At 68.9% G+C, this 14,872-nt stretch carries 11 protein-coding genes; 3 read left to right on the forward strand and 8 right to left on the reverse strand.

Going from position 1 to position 14,872, the window contains the following annotated elements; all coding sequences use genetic code 11:
• Nucleotides 1-24: 24 nt before the first annotated feature.
• From IB223_RS11965 to IB223_RS11975, 3 genes are read right to left on the reverse strand one after another with little or no spacing between them, the layout of a single operon-like run.
• Nucleotides 25-2,061 (reverse strand): methyl-accepting chemotaxis protein, encoded by a 2,037-nt coding sequence (locus IB223_RS11965; RefSeq protein WP_192201953.1) that lies wholly within the window; start codon nt 2,059-2,061, stop codon nt 25-27.
• Between the two features lie 34 nt (nt 2,062-2,095).
• On the reverse strand, nt 2,096-2,626 hold the full coding sequence (locus tag IB223_RS11970; protein ID WP_185742153.1) for a chemotaxis protein CheW: 531 nt from the start codon (nt 2,624-2,626) through the stop codon (nt 2,096-2,098).
• A 54-nt stretch (nt 2,627-2,680) separates the two neighbouring features.
• The gene (locus IB223_RS11975) at nt 2,681-3,082 is read right to left on the reverse strand and encodes a response regulator (RefSeq protein ID WP_055940451.1); all 402 of its coding nucleotides are present in this window, start codon (nt 3,080-3,082) and stop codon (nt 2,681-2,683) included.
• Nucleotides 3,083-3,324: 242 nt separating this feature from the next.
• Between IB223_RS11975 and gshB the strand changes: the two genes are divergently transcribed.
• A complete protein-coding gene (gene gshB, locus IB223_RS11980) occupies nt 3,325-4,269 on the forward strand; it encodes a glutathione synthase (RefSeq protein ID WP_192201954.1) in 945 nt (314 codons plus the stop codon).
• 31 nt (nt 4,270-4,300) lie between these two features.
• Nucleotides 4,301-5,176 (forward strand): energy transducer TonB, encoded by an 876-nt coding sequence (locus IB223_RS11985; protein WP_192201955.1) that lies wholly within the window; start codon nt 4,301-4,303, stop codon nt 5,174-5,176.
• An 11-nt stretch (nt 5,177-5,187) separates the two neighbouring features.
• Here IB223_RS11985 and tsaB read toward each other — a convergent pair whose 3' ends face one another.
• The 4 genes from tsaB to mrcB form a co-directional block, all read right to left on the reverse strand.
• Nucleotides 5,188-5,928, reverse strand: a complete 741-nt coding sequence (gene tsaB / locus IB223_RS11990; RefSeq protein WP_192201956.1) for a tRNA (adenosine(37)-N6)-threonylcarbamoyltransferase complex dimerization subunit type 1 TsaB — start codon at nt 5,926-5,928, stop codon at nt 5,188-5,190.
• A gap of 55 nt (nt 5,929-5,983) precedes the next feature.
• Nucleotides 5,984-8,029 (reverse strand): ATP-dependent DNA helicase, encoded by a 2,046-nt coding sequence (locus IB223_RS11995; protein ID WP_192201957.1) that lies wholly within the window; start codon nt 8,027-8,029, stop codon nt 5,984-5,986.
• A 64-nt stretch (nt 8,030-8,093) separates the two neighbouring features.
• Nucleotides 8,094-8,675: a hypothetical protein gene (locus IB223_RS12000; protein ID WP_192201958.1), complete on the reverse strand. Its 582-nt coding sequence runs from the start codon at nt 8,673-8,675 to the stop codon at nt 8,094-8,096.
• A 2-nt stretch (nt 8,676-8,677) separates the two neighbouring features.
• Nucleotides 8,678-11,089, reverse strand: coding sequence for a penicillin-binding protein 1B (mrcB, locus tag IB223_RS12005; protein ID WP_192201959.1), 2,412 nt, complete (start codon nt 11,087-11,089; stop codon nt 8,678-8,680).
• 96 nt (nt 11,090-11,185) lie between these two features.
• Between mrcB and IB223_RS12010 the strand changes: the two genes are divergently transcribed.
• Complete coding sequence (locus IB223_RS12010; protein ID WP_192201960.1) at nt 11,186-13,282, forward strand: glycosyltransferase; 2,097 nt, start codon at nt 11,186-11,188, stop codon at nt 13,280-13,282.
• Here IB223_RS12010 and IB223_RS12015 read toward each other — a convergent pair.
• Nucleotides 13,279-14,871, reverse strand: a complete 1,593-nt coding sequence (locus tag IB223_RS12015; protein ID WP_343227192.1) for a hypothetical protein — start codon at nt 14,869-14,871, stop codon at nt 13,279-13,281. The genes IB223_RS12010 and IB223_RS12015 overlap by 4 nt on opposite strands.
• Between the last annotated feature and the right edge of the window lies 1 nt (nt 14,872).

Raw genomic sequence — 14,872 nt, forward strand, 5'->3', positions numbered from 1 at the left:
AAGTTCATGTAGTGCGTCCCGTCCTCAGCCCGGCAGCTTGAAGTCGGCGACCGAGCGGCGCAGGTCCGCGGCCAGTTGCGCCAGGTGACCGATGGATTCCGCCGTCTGCCCCGCACCCAGTGAGGTCTGCGAGGTGATCTGGCGGATGACGCCCATGGTCTGGGTGATGTCCAGCGCGGCGGCGGACTGCTGCTGCGCGGCGCCCGAGATGCCCTTGATGAGGTTGTTCAGGTCGTTGGACACGCGCTCAATCTCGCCCAGCGCGGTACCCGCGTCCTCGGCCAGGCGTGCACCGGAGACCACTTCGGCCGTCGTCTGCTCCATCGAGCTGACCGCTTCGTTGGTATCGGCCTGAATCGTCTGCACCAGCGATTCGATGCGGCGCGTCGCGCCCGAGGTGCGTTCGGCGAGGCGCTGCACTTCGTCGGCCACGACCGCGAAACCGCGGCCCGCTTCACCGGCCGAGGCCGCCTGCACGGCCGCGTTGAGCGCCAGGATGTTGGTCTGCTCGGAAATGTCGTTGATCAGTTCCACCACCGAACCGATTTCCTGCGAGGACTCGCCCAGGCGCTTGATGCGCTTGGAGGTTTCCTGGATCTGGTCGCGGATCTGGTCCATGCCGCGGATCGTCTCGCGCACAACGCCCGCGCCCTCGGTCGCGATCTGCACCGAGCGCTGCGCCACTTCGGCGGACTCGGTGGAATTCTTCGACACCTGGTCGATGCTGGTCGCGATTTCGCTGATGCGGTCGGACGCGGTGGTGATCTGGTCAGCCTGGTGGCCGGCGGCTTCCGCCAGCTGCAGCGCGGTGGCCTGGGTTTCCTGCGTCGATGCGGCCACCTGCACGGAGGTGTCGTTGATCGTGGTCACCAGGTTGCGCAGTTCGTCCACGGCGTAGTTGATGGCGTCCGCGATGGCGCCGGTCATGTCCTCGGTCACCGAGGCCTTCACCGTCAGGTCGCCTTCACCCAGCGAGCTGATTTCGTCCAGCAGCCGCATGATCGCCTGCTGGTTGCGGCTGTTGTATTCCACCTGCGTCTGGTAGCGCATTTCCTGCTCGCGCTGACGGGTGCGGTACAGCGACCACAACAGACCGATGATCGAGACCAGCGCCGCGATGCCCGAGGCGATGCCCAGCCAGAAGTTCGGGAACAGGCGCGTGTCGCGCACCGAGCCGAACGCCGAGAAGGCCTGGAACAGGTTGGTGCTGTCCTGGAGCATCTGGCCCGAGCCGTTGGTCAGCGCGGCGGCGGCGGATTGGGCGGCGAAGAGGTTGCGCGAGCTGGCCAGGATGGCATCCAGGTCCTTCTTCATCGCGGTCCACAGGGTCTGCGAGTTGTCCAGGGCGGACAGGGCGGCGCCATTGCGAACGGCCGCGATGCCGAGGTCGGGGTTGCCGTTGCGCAGGCCTTCCAGCACCTGGCCGAACAGCACGGCATCGCGACCCAGCGCGTCACCGGCGGTAGCCGCACCCGCGCCACCGGCACGGATTTCCGTCACGCGGCGCGCCATGGTGCCGGCCAGCACGACCTGCTGCAGCGCGCTGTAGATCTGCGACGAAGGCGCGCCGCCGGCGGACATCGCGCGGACGACTTCATTGAGCTGCGCCTGCAGGTTGGGCACCTGGGTGGCGAAACGGTCGGCGTTGCCGGCCAGCGCCAGCACGGCGGCTTCGGAGGTCACGATCTGGTCGGCGTTCTTGCCCAGCGGCGCCCAGGTAGCGGTCAACTTGGCCAGGGGACCGGCGATGGCGCCTTCGCTACCGAAGCGGCTCTGCAGGTCGGAGACGGTGGACTCGACCGACTGCTTGGTCTCCTTGAACGCCTTGAAGGCTTCGGCATTGCCGGCCACGGCCTCGCGCCCCTGGTTGGCCAGCTGCTGCGACAGCACGCGCATGTCGGATGCGCCGGTGCTGGCACCGGACAACCGGCTGCCCTGGTAGGTGGCCACGCCGGTGTTGGCACCGAAGACCAGCACCGAAAGCGCGAGCAGCAGCAACCAGAAACTGTTGCCGAAACTACCGATCTTGCTGGCGCTGGGAGAATCCGTCGCAGTGCTCATCGTTCAACCCCTGGATTGTTCTTGTTGTCCGCGCTCAAAGCGCGGTCTGACGGAATTCGGGCGTGCGCGCGAGCAGTCCCAGCGCAAAAACACCCCATCGCTGGTCGTCGCTGGCGAAGGCCCGCTCGATGAAATGCGCGTAGCGGCCGTCCGCCAGTTCCCCCGGCTCGACCTGCTGCGATTCATGGAAGCTGCGCTGCCCGTACAGCTCGTCGATGGTCAGCGCGACATCGCCGCCGGCCTGGCGCATGACCAGTACGCGCTGGCCTTCATGCAGCACCGTGCGCTCGCCCTCGAGGAACTGCTTCAGGTCGACCACCGGGAACAGGTTGCCGCGCAGGTTGCCGATGCCCAGCAGCCACGGATGCGCGCCCGGCACGGGCGTGACCGGCGGCATCTGCACGATTTCCACCACTTCCCCGAAGTTGGAAATCAGCCGGCGTTTGCCCACGCGGTAGCCGACGCCACGGTACTGGTCCTGCGCGATTTCCCGCGCCGGCTGCGCCACGGCGTGCGCCAGGCTGCGGCGCTCGTATTCGGCAAGCGTGTCGAACGGTGTGCGGATCATGGCCCGCCCCCTGTGCGTTCAGTGCGAATGGTCGCCATGCCGCCAGCCCCCTCAGGTGCTGACGTGGGCGCGGATGGCGTCGAGGAGTTCCTCGCGCGTGAACGGCTTGGTCAGGTACTGCTCCGAGCCGACGATGCGCCCGCGCGCCTTGTCGAACAGGCTGTCCTTGGACGACAGCATGATGACCGGCGTGGACTTGAACACCTGGTTGTTCTTGATCAGCGCGCAGGTCTGATACCCGTCCAGGCGCGGCATCATGATGTCCACGAAGATGATCTGCGGCTGCTGGTCGGCGATCTTGGCCAAGGCCTCGAAGCCGTCCGTCGCGGTCACGACTTCGCAACCCTCGCGCTTGAGCAGGGTTTCCGCGGTGCGGCGGATCGTTTTCGAGTCATCAATCACCATGACCCGTAGGCCGTGGAGTCCACCGGCCTGGCCTTCGTTCTGCGTCATTACCTGATTTCCCCATGCGCGCGGCGCTTCATTGACGAACCGGCCCCGCTGCGTTGCTACTTATATCCCAATCCCCTTGCGCACTGTCAAGCGACACCTTCAGCGCCCCTGCCGCTGAACGGCGCGATGCGAACTGCGTCTCAATTTTGCGGCGGCCCGGCAAACGCGGTGTTCCGCCAGTGCCGGGGCGTGGAATGCGCGCCGCCTGATACCATCCCCGCGTCTCCTGCAGAACCGCCCCCATGCCGCTGGACGTCGTCGTCGTCATGGACCCGATCGGGTCCATCAAGATCGCCAAGGACACCACTTTCGCCATGCTGCTGGAAGCCCAGCGGCGCGGCCATCGCCTCCTCTACGTCGTCCCGGGCCGGCTGGCCCTGCGGGACGGGCAGGCCAGCGCGCAGGTCGCCCCACTGACAGTCAGGGACGACAAGACGGACTGGTTCACCCTGGGCGAAACACGCGAGCTGGCGTTCGGTCCTGGCCAGGTGGTACTGATGCGCAAGGATCCCCCCGTCGACGACCAGTACCTCTACGACACCCACGTGCTGGGCATCGCCCAGCAGGCGGGCGCGCTGATCGTCAACGACCCGCAGGGCCTGCGCGACTACAACGAGAAGCTGGCCGCCCTGCTCTTCCCGCAGTGCGGCCCACCCACCCTGGTCAGCCGCGATCCGGCCGCGCTCAAGGCGTTCGTTGCCGAACATGGCGAGGCCGTGCTGAAGCCGCTGGACGGGATGGGCGGGCGCTCGATCTTCCGTGTGAAGGCCGGCGACCCCAACACCAACGTCATCCTGGAAACCTTGGTCGGCGACGGCAAACTGACCCTGGCGCAGCGCTTCATTCCCGGCATCAAGGATGGCGACAAGCGCGTGCTGCTGGTCGATGGCGAGCCAGTGGACTACGCGCTGGCGCGCATCCCGCAGGGCGACGAATTCCGCGGCAACCTCGCGGCGGGTGGTCGCGGCGAAGGCCGCCCACTGAGCGAACGCGACCGATGGATAGCGGCGCAGGTGGGCCCGGAGATGAAGCGCCGCGGCATGCTGTTCGTCGGGCTGGACGTGATCGGCGACTACCTGACCGAGGTCAACGTCACCAGCCCCACCTGCGTGCGCGAGCTGGACGCGCAGTTCGGCCTGAACATCGCCGGCCAGCTGTTCGATGCCATCGAGAAGAAGCTGGCCTAGGGCCTGTCAACGCCATTGGAATAGGCCCTAGATGTCCACTGTCCCGGTGACGCCGCCGAAGATCGGCGCGAACGAACGCCTCGGCGCCACTCTCGCCCTGTCGCTGATCGTGCATGGCCTGCTGGTGCTGGGCGTGGGCTTCGCGCTCGACGACGCCGCGCCCGTGATGCCGACGCTCGACGTCATCCTCAGCCAGACCAGTACGCCGCTGACGCCGAAGGAAGCCGACTTCCTGGCCGCCGCGAACCAGGAAGGCGGCGGCGAACACGACCAGGCCAGGCGCCCGCGCGACAGCCAGGCCGGCTGGATCCCGCAGCCCGATACCGGTCTGGCGCCACAGCCGCTGCGTGCGCAGACCACGGCCCCGGTGCCCCCCCCGGAGAGCCGCGTCGTCACCGCCCGCGGCGGCGAAGCCCGTGCGCCGGCACCGGAAGCGCGCCCGCAACCCGACCAGCCCGAGCTGCCCCAGGGCGAACAGAAGGTGCAGCGCGATGCCGAGATGGCGCGGCTCGCCGCCGAGTACCACCTGCGCTCGGAGCTCTACGCCAAGCGGCCGAAGCGCAAGTTCGTCTCGGCCAGCACCAAGGAGTACGTCTACGCAAACTACCTGCGCGCCTGGGTCGATCGCGCCGAACGCGTGGGCAATCTCAACTATCCCGACGAGGCGCGCCGCAAGCGCCTGGCCGGCACGCTGGTGATCAGCGTGGCGGTGCGCCGCGATGGCAGCGTGGAGCAGACCCGCATCATCCAGTCCAGCGGCATCCCCCTGCTGGACTCCACCGCGCAGCGCATCGTGCAGCTGTCCTCGCCGTTCCCGCCACTGCCTGAAACCGCCGAGAACGTCGACATTCTGCATGTCACCCGCACCTGGCGCTTCCTGGCGGGCGGTGAAGTGCGCGACGAGTAGCGTGCGGGCCTTCAGCGCGAGGCGCGCAGCGCCTTCTGCTCTTCGAGGGTGAGGGCGACGTTGTTGCGCAGGTAGGCCGGCTCGACGTGCTCGGGCGCGATGATCTCGCCACGACGCAGGGCGTCGGCCGCCAGTCGCGCGAGATCGGCGGCATGCGGCAGTGCCCGCGCATCGACCCGACGGAAGCGGTCCTGCAGGCGCGTGACAAGCACGCCGTCGGCTGCGGCGAATCCCGTGCCCACGCCTATCCAGTCATTGTCCGCGCCCGGCAGCGCATAGTCGGCCGGCGCCACCACGGCTTCGGTTGACGTGGCTTCCAAACGGTCGCCGCGATGCACGAACGTGCCCGTGTAGACCTCCCCCATGCGCGCATCGATGGCCGCCAGGATCGCATGCGCCATGCCGACATCGCAGCCGCATTCGCCCGCCGTCACGCGGGGCGCCGGCACCTGCGACGCCAGCACGGCAAGCGTGGATACCGGCACCAACGGCCGATCCAGCGCCAGCGCGATGCCTTGCGCCAGCGCAATGGCCAGGCGCACGCCAGTGAACGCACCCGGGCCGCGGCTGAGGGCGATGGCATCCAGTTGCGCGCGCGCGATGCCGGCTTCTGCCAGCAACTGATCCGCCCACGGCAAGGCGAGTTCGGCGTGCCGACGCGGCGCGACCTCGAAACGCTCACGCACCTCGCCATCGACATACACGGCGACGGAACAGGCTTCGGTGGCGGTTTCGAAGGCGAGCAGCTTCATGGGCGGCAGGAAGTTCGTGAGGTGCCTAGCTTAAACGCTGCGATCCGCGACGCGCTCAGAAGCGGGCGTCGGCGAACCAGTCATCGCCGCCGTCACCGGCTGCCGTCACCGGTTCCTGCGCGGCCTCGACGCCGAAGAACCCCTGCACGTCCTGCACCCGCTGCGTACGCCGGAAGGGCGGCAGCGAATCCAGGAACACGCGCCCATACGGCTTGCCGGTCAGGCGCGGGTCGCACAGCACCAGCACGCCGCGATCGGTCTCGCTGCGGATCAGCCGGCCGACCGCCTGCTTCAGCGCGATCACCGCCTGCGGCAGTTGCTCATCGCGGAAGGGATTGCCGCCGGCGCGACGCACCGCTTCGAGCCGCGCTTCGAACACCGGGTCATCCGGCGCCGCGAAGGGCAGCTTGTCCACCACCACCACGCTCAGCGCGTCGCCGACCACGTCGACGCCCTCGCGGAAACTTGCCGCGCCCAGCAGCACGCCATTGCCGGACTCGCGGAACCGCTGCAGCAGCGTGCCCCGCGGCGCTTCGCCTTGCACGAACAATGGCCACGGTCCGCCACGCAGCGCCTCCGCCGCCTCGCGCAGGGCACGATGCGAGGCGAACAGCAGGAACGCGCGCCCCTGCGAGGCTTCCAGCACGGGCCGCAGTGTGGCGATCAGCGACTGGCCGTAACCCGGTGCATTCGGATCCGGCAGCCCGGTGGGCAGGTAACACAGCGCCTGCCGAGGCCAATCGAACGGACTGGGTTGCAGCAACGTGGGGGGATCGTCCAGGCCCAGCCGCACGGCGAGATGGTCGAAGCGACCGCCTACCGCCAGCGTGGCCGAGGTGAACACCCATGCTGCGCGCGATTGCTCGCGGTGCTGGCGCAGCGGGCCGGAGACATCGAGCGGCGTGCGCTGGCAGCGGAAGGCACGCGGCGTCAGTTCGTACCACAGCACGTCGCTGGCGTCGTCGGCCTTGGAGGCTTCCTCGTCAAACGCGCTCCCGCCGGACGGTGCCTCGTACCAGCGCGACAGTCGCGTGCCGAATTCCTTCGCCCGCGCCGCGCAGGCTTCCAGTCCGAGCGATGCCGCTGCCAGCGGAGCAAGGGCCGCGGACAGGTCGCCTAGCGCGCCGGCGAGCGCGTCGAAGCCTGTCGCCACCTCCGGCTTCGCCAGCAAGCGCTCGCGGGTGCCGCGCGCCGGCAGTCCTTCCATCGCCGCACGCAACTCGCGCAAGGACTGCTCCAGCGCGCGCACCGGCGGCTGCAGGACCGACAGAGCGCCCGCCGCGTCTTTTGATTCGGCCAGGCAGTCGCGCGCCAGTTCCTGCAGGGGGCGCATGCCGAAGCCTTCGCCAAAGAAATTGGCGGCGAGTTCGGGCAACTGGTGCGCTTCGTCGATGACGAAAGCCTGCGCACCGGGCAGTATCTCGCCGAAGCCTTCCTGCTTCAGCGCCAGGTCGGCGAGCAGCAGGTGGTGGTTCACCACCACGATGTCGGCGGCCTGCGCGCGCTGGCGCGCCTGTACCACGAAGCAGTCGTCCCAGAACGGACATTCGCTGCCCAGGCAGTTGTCGATCGTGGACGTGACCAGCGGCAGCAGCGGGGAATCGTCCGGCAACGCGGCCAGTTCGGCCATGTCACCGAACTGTGTGCGCCCGCCCCAGGCGACGATGCGCTGGAACTGGTCCACCTGCTCGCGGCTGGTGAAGGTGGTCCGCAACGCCTGCGGGTCGCCCTTGGCCTGGTTGAGGCGGTAGCGGCACAGGTAATTGCTACGGCCCTTCAGCAGCGCGGACTTCAGGCCCGCAACCCCGAGCGCATCCCGCACGCGCGGCAGGTCGCGATGGTAGAGCTGGTCCTGCAGCGCGCGCGTGCCGGTGGAAACGATGGTCTTCAGGCCCGAGAGCAGCGCAGGCACGAGGTAGGCGAAGGTCTTGCCGGTGCCGGTGCCGGCCTCGGCGAGCAGCACGTCGCGCGCGTCGAAGGCATCGGCGATCGCCGCCGTCAGGCGCTGCTGGGCGTCGCGGGGGGCAAAGGCGTCGAGTCGTTCCGCCAGCGCACCGCCCTCGCTGAGGGCGTCGCGGCTGGCCTGGGCTAGCTGGGACATCGTGGAAACACAGGGCGGCGTGCAGCGACAAGGGTACCGCGTCGCATCGCGCGCGGCATGCGCTTCACATGCGCTCGATCACGGGCACGGTGCAGGCATCGCGCCGGCTTTCGGCGTCGGTGATCGCCGCCCGCGTGGTCGCTGCGCGCGCGGCATGCTGTGCGGCATCTTCGGGCGTGTGGCGGGTGGGCAGCGATGGCTGCACCGCAAGCTCGTGCTGGCGCACCTGGCGCACGGTCTCCCAGTGCTGGCGACACAGCGGCCCCACCTGCGATCCCAGCTGGAAAGCACGCTGCGCCAGCGTGTCGGCACGTGCATAGTCGCCCTGCGACAGCGCCACTTCGGCCCGTTCCTGCAATACGGCGGGATCTTCGGGGACCAGCAGCAACGCCTGGTTGAGCGCCTCGGCCGCCCCCGCGTAATCGCGGGCCGCACGGGCCCGCTGCGCCTTCTCACGCAGGTCCTCGACCTGCGGATCGCGCAGCGGCTGCACCGCGAGTTCGCGGTCGTCGTCACCTGCAGCGGCCAGGATGGCGGCAACGCGCTGTTCTGGCGTCACAGGATCTCGGGCGACCGGGGTTTCCGGCACGGGTGCGGACACGCAACCGGCCAGCATCATCAGGAACAGGAGGAATACGTACTTCATGGTCACGGCTGCTGCGGGGGAGTCTCTTCGGGCGGCGGCGCGGCTTCTTCTTTTCGGTCCAGGCCGAACCAGCTGCGCCAGCCGCCACCTTCCGGCTCCTCGCCATCGATCACCGGCTGCTCGACCACGCAGGCCGCATACGCGGGCGCAAAGCCTGAAACGAAGGGCAACTGGCGCGCGCCGGCGCAACCGGCATCGGTGCTGTTCGAACCGACGACCCATTGCCAGTCCAGGCCCTTGTCCGACACCTTCAGTGGTGCGGTAGGCAGGCGAGCGAACAATCCGGACCACACGCGCATCGCGCCCGTACCACCGTACAGGCCGGTCTGCTCGTTCTGGTCGTTGCCCATCCACACCACGGCCAGGTGATCGCCGGTATAACCGGCATACCAGCTGTCACGGCCATCGTTGCTGGTGCCGGTCTTGCCCGCGGACTGCAGGCGGCCCAGCCCGTCGCCGATCAGCTGGCGGGCGGTGCCGTTGGACACCACTTGCTGCAGGGCCACGGAAATCAGGTTCGCCGCGATGGAATCGCCTTCCTGTGCCGGGGCAGGCGTCTTGTCGTAGCGCTTGAGCAGCTTGCCATCCGGGTCGAGCACGCCGCGCACCGCGTGCAACGGCTGGATTTCACCGCCCGACGCGAGGAACTGGTACAGCTGCGCCATCGCGTACGGACTCTGGTCGGTCGCCCCCAGGATCAGCGCGGGATTCGGCTCTGCTTCGATGCCGGCCAGCACGCGGATCAACTGCGCCAGGCGTTCCGGCTCGACCTTCATGCCCACGCGCACGGTGGCCTGGTTGTACGAGCGCGCGAGCGCATCCACGAGACGCACGGTGCCATGGCTGCGACGGTCGGAATTGGCCGGCGTCCAGCGCCGGTTCTTGCCGAGCTGGACGGTCACCGGCGAATCGTCGACCCACGATGCCAGCGAATACTGGTCCGGCTGCGCAAGCGCGAGCAGGTAGACGAACGGCTTGAGCAGCGAGCCCACGGGACGTTGCGCTTCCACTGCACGATTGAAGCCCACCTCCGACACGTTGCGGCTGCCGACCACCGCCATCACGTCGCCGTCGTGCACGTCGGTCACCACTATGCCGGCCTGCAGCGGCGGCCGGCGCTTGTTCTCCAGCGCCTTGATCGTGCGGGTGACCGATGCTTCCGCGTAGGCCTGTGCCGACGGCGACATGCCGGTCAGCACACTCAGGCCCGCCCCCTGCAGCGCGCTCTCCGGGTAATCGCGCGCCAACTGGCGGCGAACGAGGTCGACATAGGCCGGGAAGCGGTTCGCGGCTGCCATGCCCGGCGTCTTCGTCACCCCGAGCGGCGCGGCGAGTGCGCGCTTGTACTCGGCGTCGTCGATCAGCCCGGTCTCATGGAGTTTCAGCAGTGCGTAGTCGCGGCGGTCCTTGGCGCGATCCGGATTGCGTCGTGGATCGTAGTGCGACGGCCCCTTCACCATGCCGATCAGCAACGCAACCTGTTCGGTGGTCAGGCTGTCCAGATCGCGACCGAACCAGAATTCCGATCCTGCGGCCACGCCATGGATCGCCTGGCTGCCACGCTGGCCCAGATACACCTGGTTGAAATACGCCTCCAGGATGGTGCGCTTGTCGTAGCGGGCCTCGAGGATCAGCGCATACAGGATCTCGTTGAACTTGCGCGTCGGCGTCTGCTCCTTGCCGATGCCGAGCAGGCCACTGCGCGCCAGCTGCTGGGTCAGCGTGCTGGCGCCCTGGCGCGTGTCGCCACCCGAACGCACCAGCAGCCACGCCGCACGCACCATGCCCGACAGGTCGACGCCGTGGTGATCCTTGAAGTCGCGGTCCTCGACGGCCTGCAGGCCGGTCACCAGCAGTTCCGGCACTTCCTCCAGCCGCACCAGCCGGCGCTCTTCCTGCTTCTGCCCGTACAGCGTCGCGATGCGCGCCGGATCCAGCCGCGCCGCTTTCAGCGCCTGCTTGCGCGCGATGTCGCGCACGCTCGCCACCCGGCCGCCGGACAGGCTGACCTGGATGCGCCGGGGCGCCACGCGGCCATCCACGTCGATGTAGCCGCGACTGGAAATGGTGAAGCGACCACCTTCCCGGGCGTAGGTGCCGGGGGCCTGGCCCGTGCCATCGTCGCGATACGACGCGGCATCGAGCTCGGTCTTCAGCGTCTGCGCGTCCATCGCCAGCCCTGGCGCTACCTGCAGCGGACGCGCGTACACCCGGGTGGGGATCTGCCAGCGCAACTCGCCGAAGCGCTCGGTGACCTGGTGGTTCAGATACAGCGTGTAGGGGATCAGGAATCCGAGGCCCAGGCCCACCAGGGCCAGGCCCCACGTCAGCAGGCGCTGCCGCCAGCCGGGGCCGCCGCCGTCATCGATGTCGTCTTCGTCCAGCGCTTCGTCGTCGTAGTCGTTGCGGGCCACAGGGGATGCGACAATGGGAATTCGGGCGAGTCTAGCGCAGTCCCAAGGGTGCGTCCGGCCCGGTTTCCCCCTTCGCTCAGCTGGAGTTGCAACGGAATGTCGATGTCGTGGGCCCACGTGCGCTTCATGCTGGAACGCGCGCGCGGCCTGGTCCGTCGAGGTCTGGCCAGCCTGCGCACGCGCGGCCTGGGCCCGACCTGGGCGCGGGTACGCAGGCAGTTCGCGCGACGTGCGCCGCCGGCCTCCGAGCCCCTCTACTTTCCCGATGCAGGCGCATTCCAGCCTTTTGCGGTGCCGGCCAGCGACGCGCCGCGCACCAGCATCGTGATCCCGGTCTACAACCAGGCGGCGCATACCCTCGCCTGCCTGCGGGCACTCGCCGAACACCCTCCCACGGCCGCCTGCGAAATCATCGTGGTCGACGATGGCTCTCACGACGAGACGCACGCATGGATGCCGCAGATCGCCGGACTGCGCTACCACCGCCGCGCAGTCAATGGCGGTTTCATCGCGGCCTGCAACGACGGCGCGTCACGCGCGACCGGTGACTGCCTGGTATTCCTCAACAACGACACCGTGCCGCAACCCGGCTGGCTTGACGCGCTGCTCGCCACGTTCGATGCACACCCGGAGGTGGGCCTGGTCGGTGCGCAGTTGATCTATCCGGATGGCCGCCTGCAGGAAGCAGGCGGCGTGGTATTCAACGATGGATCGGCCTGGAACTACGGGCGCTTCGACTCGCCCGACGACCCCCGCTACGCCAGCGTGCGTGACGCGGACTATTGCTCCGGCGCGGCGATCGCGGTGCGCGCGACGCTGTTCGAGGAAGTGGGCGGATTCGACACACGCTACGCGCCGGCGTACTACGAGGACACCGACCTCGCCTTCGCCTTGCGCGCGCTGGGCCATCGCGTGCTGTACCAACCGGCGTCGCGCGTGGTGCATCTGGAAGGCGTCACCTCCGGCACCGATACCGGCAGTGGCACCAAGGCCTACCAGGTGCGCAACCGCAGTGTGTTCGCAGAGAAGTGGGCAGCAGCGCTTGCCACGCACCCCTCCGCGGACAGCCTGCCTTCGGCCGGCTCGGTCGTCCAGCCGCAGCGCCAGATCCTCATCATCGATGCGGAAACGCCGCGACCCCAGCAGGATTCCGCCTCCCTGCGCCTTGCCAACCTGATGCGTCTGCTCAATGCCGACGGTGCCCATGTGGTGTTCCTGCCGGCGGATCTCCGCTATGCCGGCGACGACACGGCGCGCTTGCGGCAACTGGGCGTCGAAGCCTGGCATGCGCCGTTCGTGCAACGCCCGTCCGCGTGGCTGCGTGAGCACGGCCATCGCTTCGACGTGGTGATGCTGTCACGCCACTATGTGGCGACGGAGTTCCTGCCCCTCGTCCGACGATTCGCGCCGCAGGCGCGCGTGGTGTTCGACACGGTCGATCTGCACTTCCTGCGCGAGATGCGTGGCGCGGAACTCGCCGGTGACGCCGCGCTGCGCCACGCTGCCGAAAGGACGCGCGAACGCGAGCTGTCGGTGATCCGCGCCTCGGACACCACGCTCGTGGTCAGCCCGGCCGAACGCGACATGCTGTCGGCTTTGTTGCCGGGGGCCGACGTCGAAGTCCTGGCGAACCTGCACGAAGTGGCGCATACCGGGTTGCCCTTCGGGCAGCGGCACGATCTGGTCTTCGTGGGCGGCTTCCGCCATCCGCCCAACGTCGATGCCGTGCTGTGGTTCGGCCGCGAGGTCTTCCCCCTCATCCACGTGCGGCAGCCGGACATCCGCTTCCACTGCATCGGCACGGCGCCACCGGCCGACGTGCTCGCACTGCAGGCGCAGCCCGGCATCATGATCCATGGGCACGTGGCGGACCTGGGGCCCTACATGGACGGTGCGCGCGTCGCGGTGGCGCCCCTGCGTTTCGGTGCGGGCGTCAAGGGCAAAGTGAACCTGAGCATGGCGCACGGCCAACCGGTGGTGGCCACGGCCTGCGCAGTCGAGGGCATGCACCTGACAAGCGGGCACGACGTGCTGGTCGCTGACGATGCCGCGGGATTCGCCGATGCCGTCCTCACGCTGTATCGCGACGAAGAACTGTGGGAACGACTCGCCGCCCATGGCCGCGCAAACATCGAGCAGCATTTCTCGATGGAAGCGGCACACGGCACCGTGCAGCGTGTTTTCCGGCGCTAGCGTACGGGCGCGGCCTGCGCCACCTTGACGCGCGCCTCGAAGTCATCCAGTCCCGGCGAGGCGACATCCAGCTTGCGCGCTTCCTCGAGCGCCTGCGTCGCGAATGCCACGTCACCCGCACCCAGTCGTTCCGCACCCACTGCGATCCATTTTTCCGCCAGCCGCCTGCGTACATCGGCCAATGCAGGGTCGCGGGGCTGCAGGGTCTGCCATGCCTGCTGGCAGGCTTGCGCGCGACGGATGCGGTTGGCGCGCAACTCGTCTTCGTAGCAGTCGCGCACCGCCGGCAACAGCCGCGCTGCGGCCTGCCTGACCGCGGGGTGGTCGGGCGACAACGCCTGTGCCGCGCGCAACGTGTCGTAGGCGCTCTCCCCGGGAGGGGTCAGCCATTGCCCTTTCGTCTCGGCCTGTTCCATGGCGGCGAGCAATGCACGCACGCGCTGCTCGCGCTCGCGCGCCGGCACGTTGGGCTCCCTGCCCTGCCGTTGGTGCGCCTCGCGCGCACGCGCCACGGCCTGTTCGGCCTGTGCCACGCGCATCGACTGCGGCGCCAGCGTGCGCGCCAGACCGAGTTGGTGCTCTGCCGGCCCGAAGCGGAAATCGGCCGCCTGCCGTTCCGCCTGCCGGGCGTATGCGATGCCCACCTGCTCCAGTCCCTGCCTCGCGGCGGCGTCTTCCGGCAAAGCCACCAGCACCGCTTCGTATGCCGAGCGTGCGGACTCCAGGCGTCCCCGCGCCAGATCGCGTGCGCCAGCACGGCGCCGCGCGTCCAGCGCATCCGTCAACGCGGCTTCCGCCTGGGGGAGGTCGACGTGGCCGGCGTCGAATCCGCGCGCCGCCGCGATCCGCGCAGCGGCTTCGGCGAGCTCATGGCGCTGGAGATGCCTGTTCGCTTCCTGGAGGAGATCGGACAACGCATCCTCCCTCCCCTCCAGCGCCTCGATGCGTGTCGGCTGCAGGGCGAGCACGCGCTGGTAGAGCGGGAGCGCGGCATCGTCACTGCCCAACAGCCGATGCGCGGCATGCGCCTGCGAGGCCGCCTGGAGCACCCCGTCGATGCCGGCGTGTTCGGCCTCGCGCGCGCGCAAGCGTGCGGCGAGCGCATCGGCCTGTGGACGCGGGACCTGCAGTTCACGCGCCAGCAGAAGGTGCGCGCGCGCCTCGTCGAGGCGATTCTGTTTCAGTGCCTGCCCCGCTGCGCGCAAGGCTGCCTGGGCGACGCGCGCAAGGCCCTTCGCGGCCTCGTTGCGATCCGCATCGAGCGCTTGGGCCGCTTCGTAAAGCTGGCGCGCGCCCGTGCCGTCGGCGGCATCCAGGCGCCCCTCGCGCAGGGCATGATCCGCCTGGCCAAGCAACGCCTGCACGCGCGTCTCCGGCCACAGGGCGTCCGCCAGCGGGCGGCGCAGCAGCATCACAAGTACGATCAGGACGAGGACCGATGCCGCCGCCCAGCGCCAATACCGGCGGCTACGCCATGCGGGGACCGGCGCGACACGGGATGACACCTCCGGCGCCGGCGCGCGGGTCCAGTCGATGCGCGGCTCGATGCGACGGCCCCGTCCGGTGTCATGGTGGTCTTCGCGGGTCACG

Origin of the sequence: Pseudoxanthomonas sp. PXM03, from assembly GCF_014852005.1 — a bacterium.
Lineage (GTDB): Bacteria > Pseudomonadota > Gammaproteobacteria > Xanthomonadales > Xanthomonadaceae > Pseudoxanthomonas_A.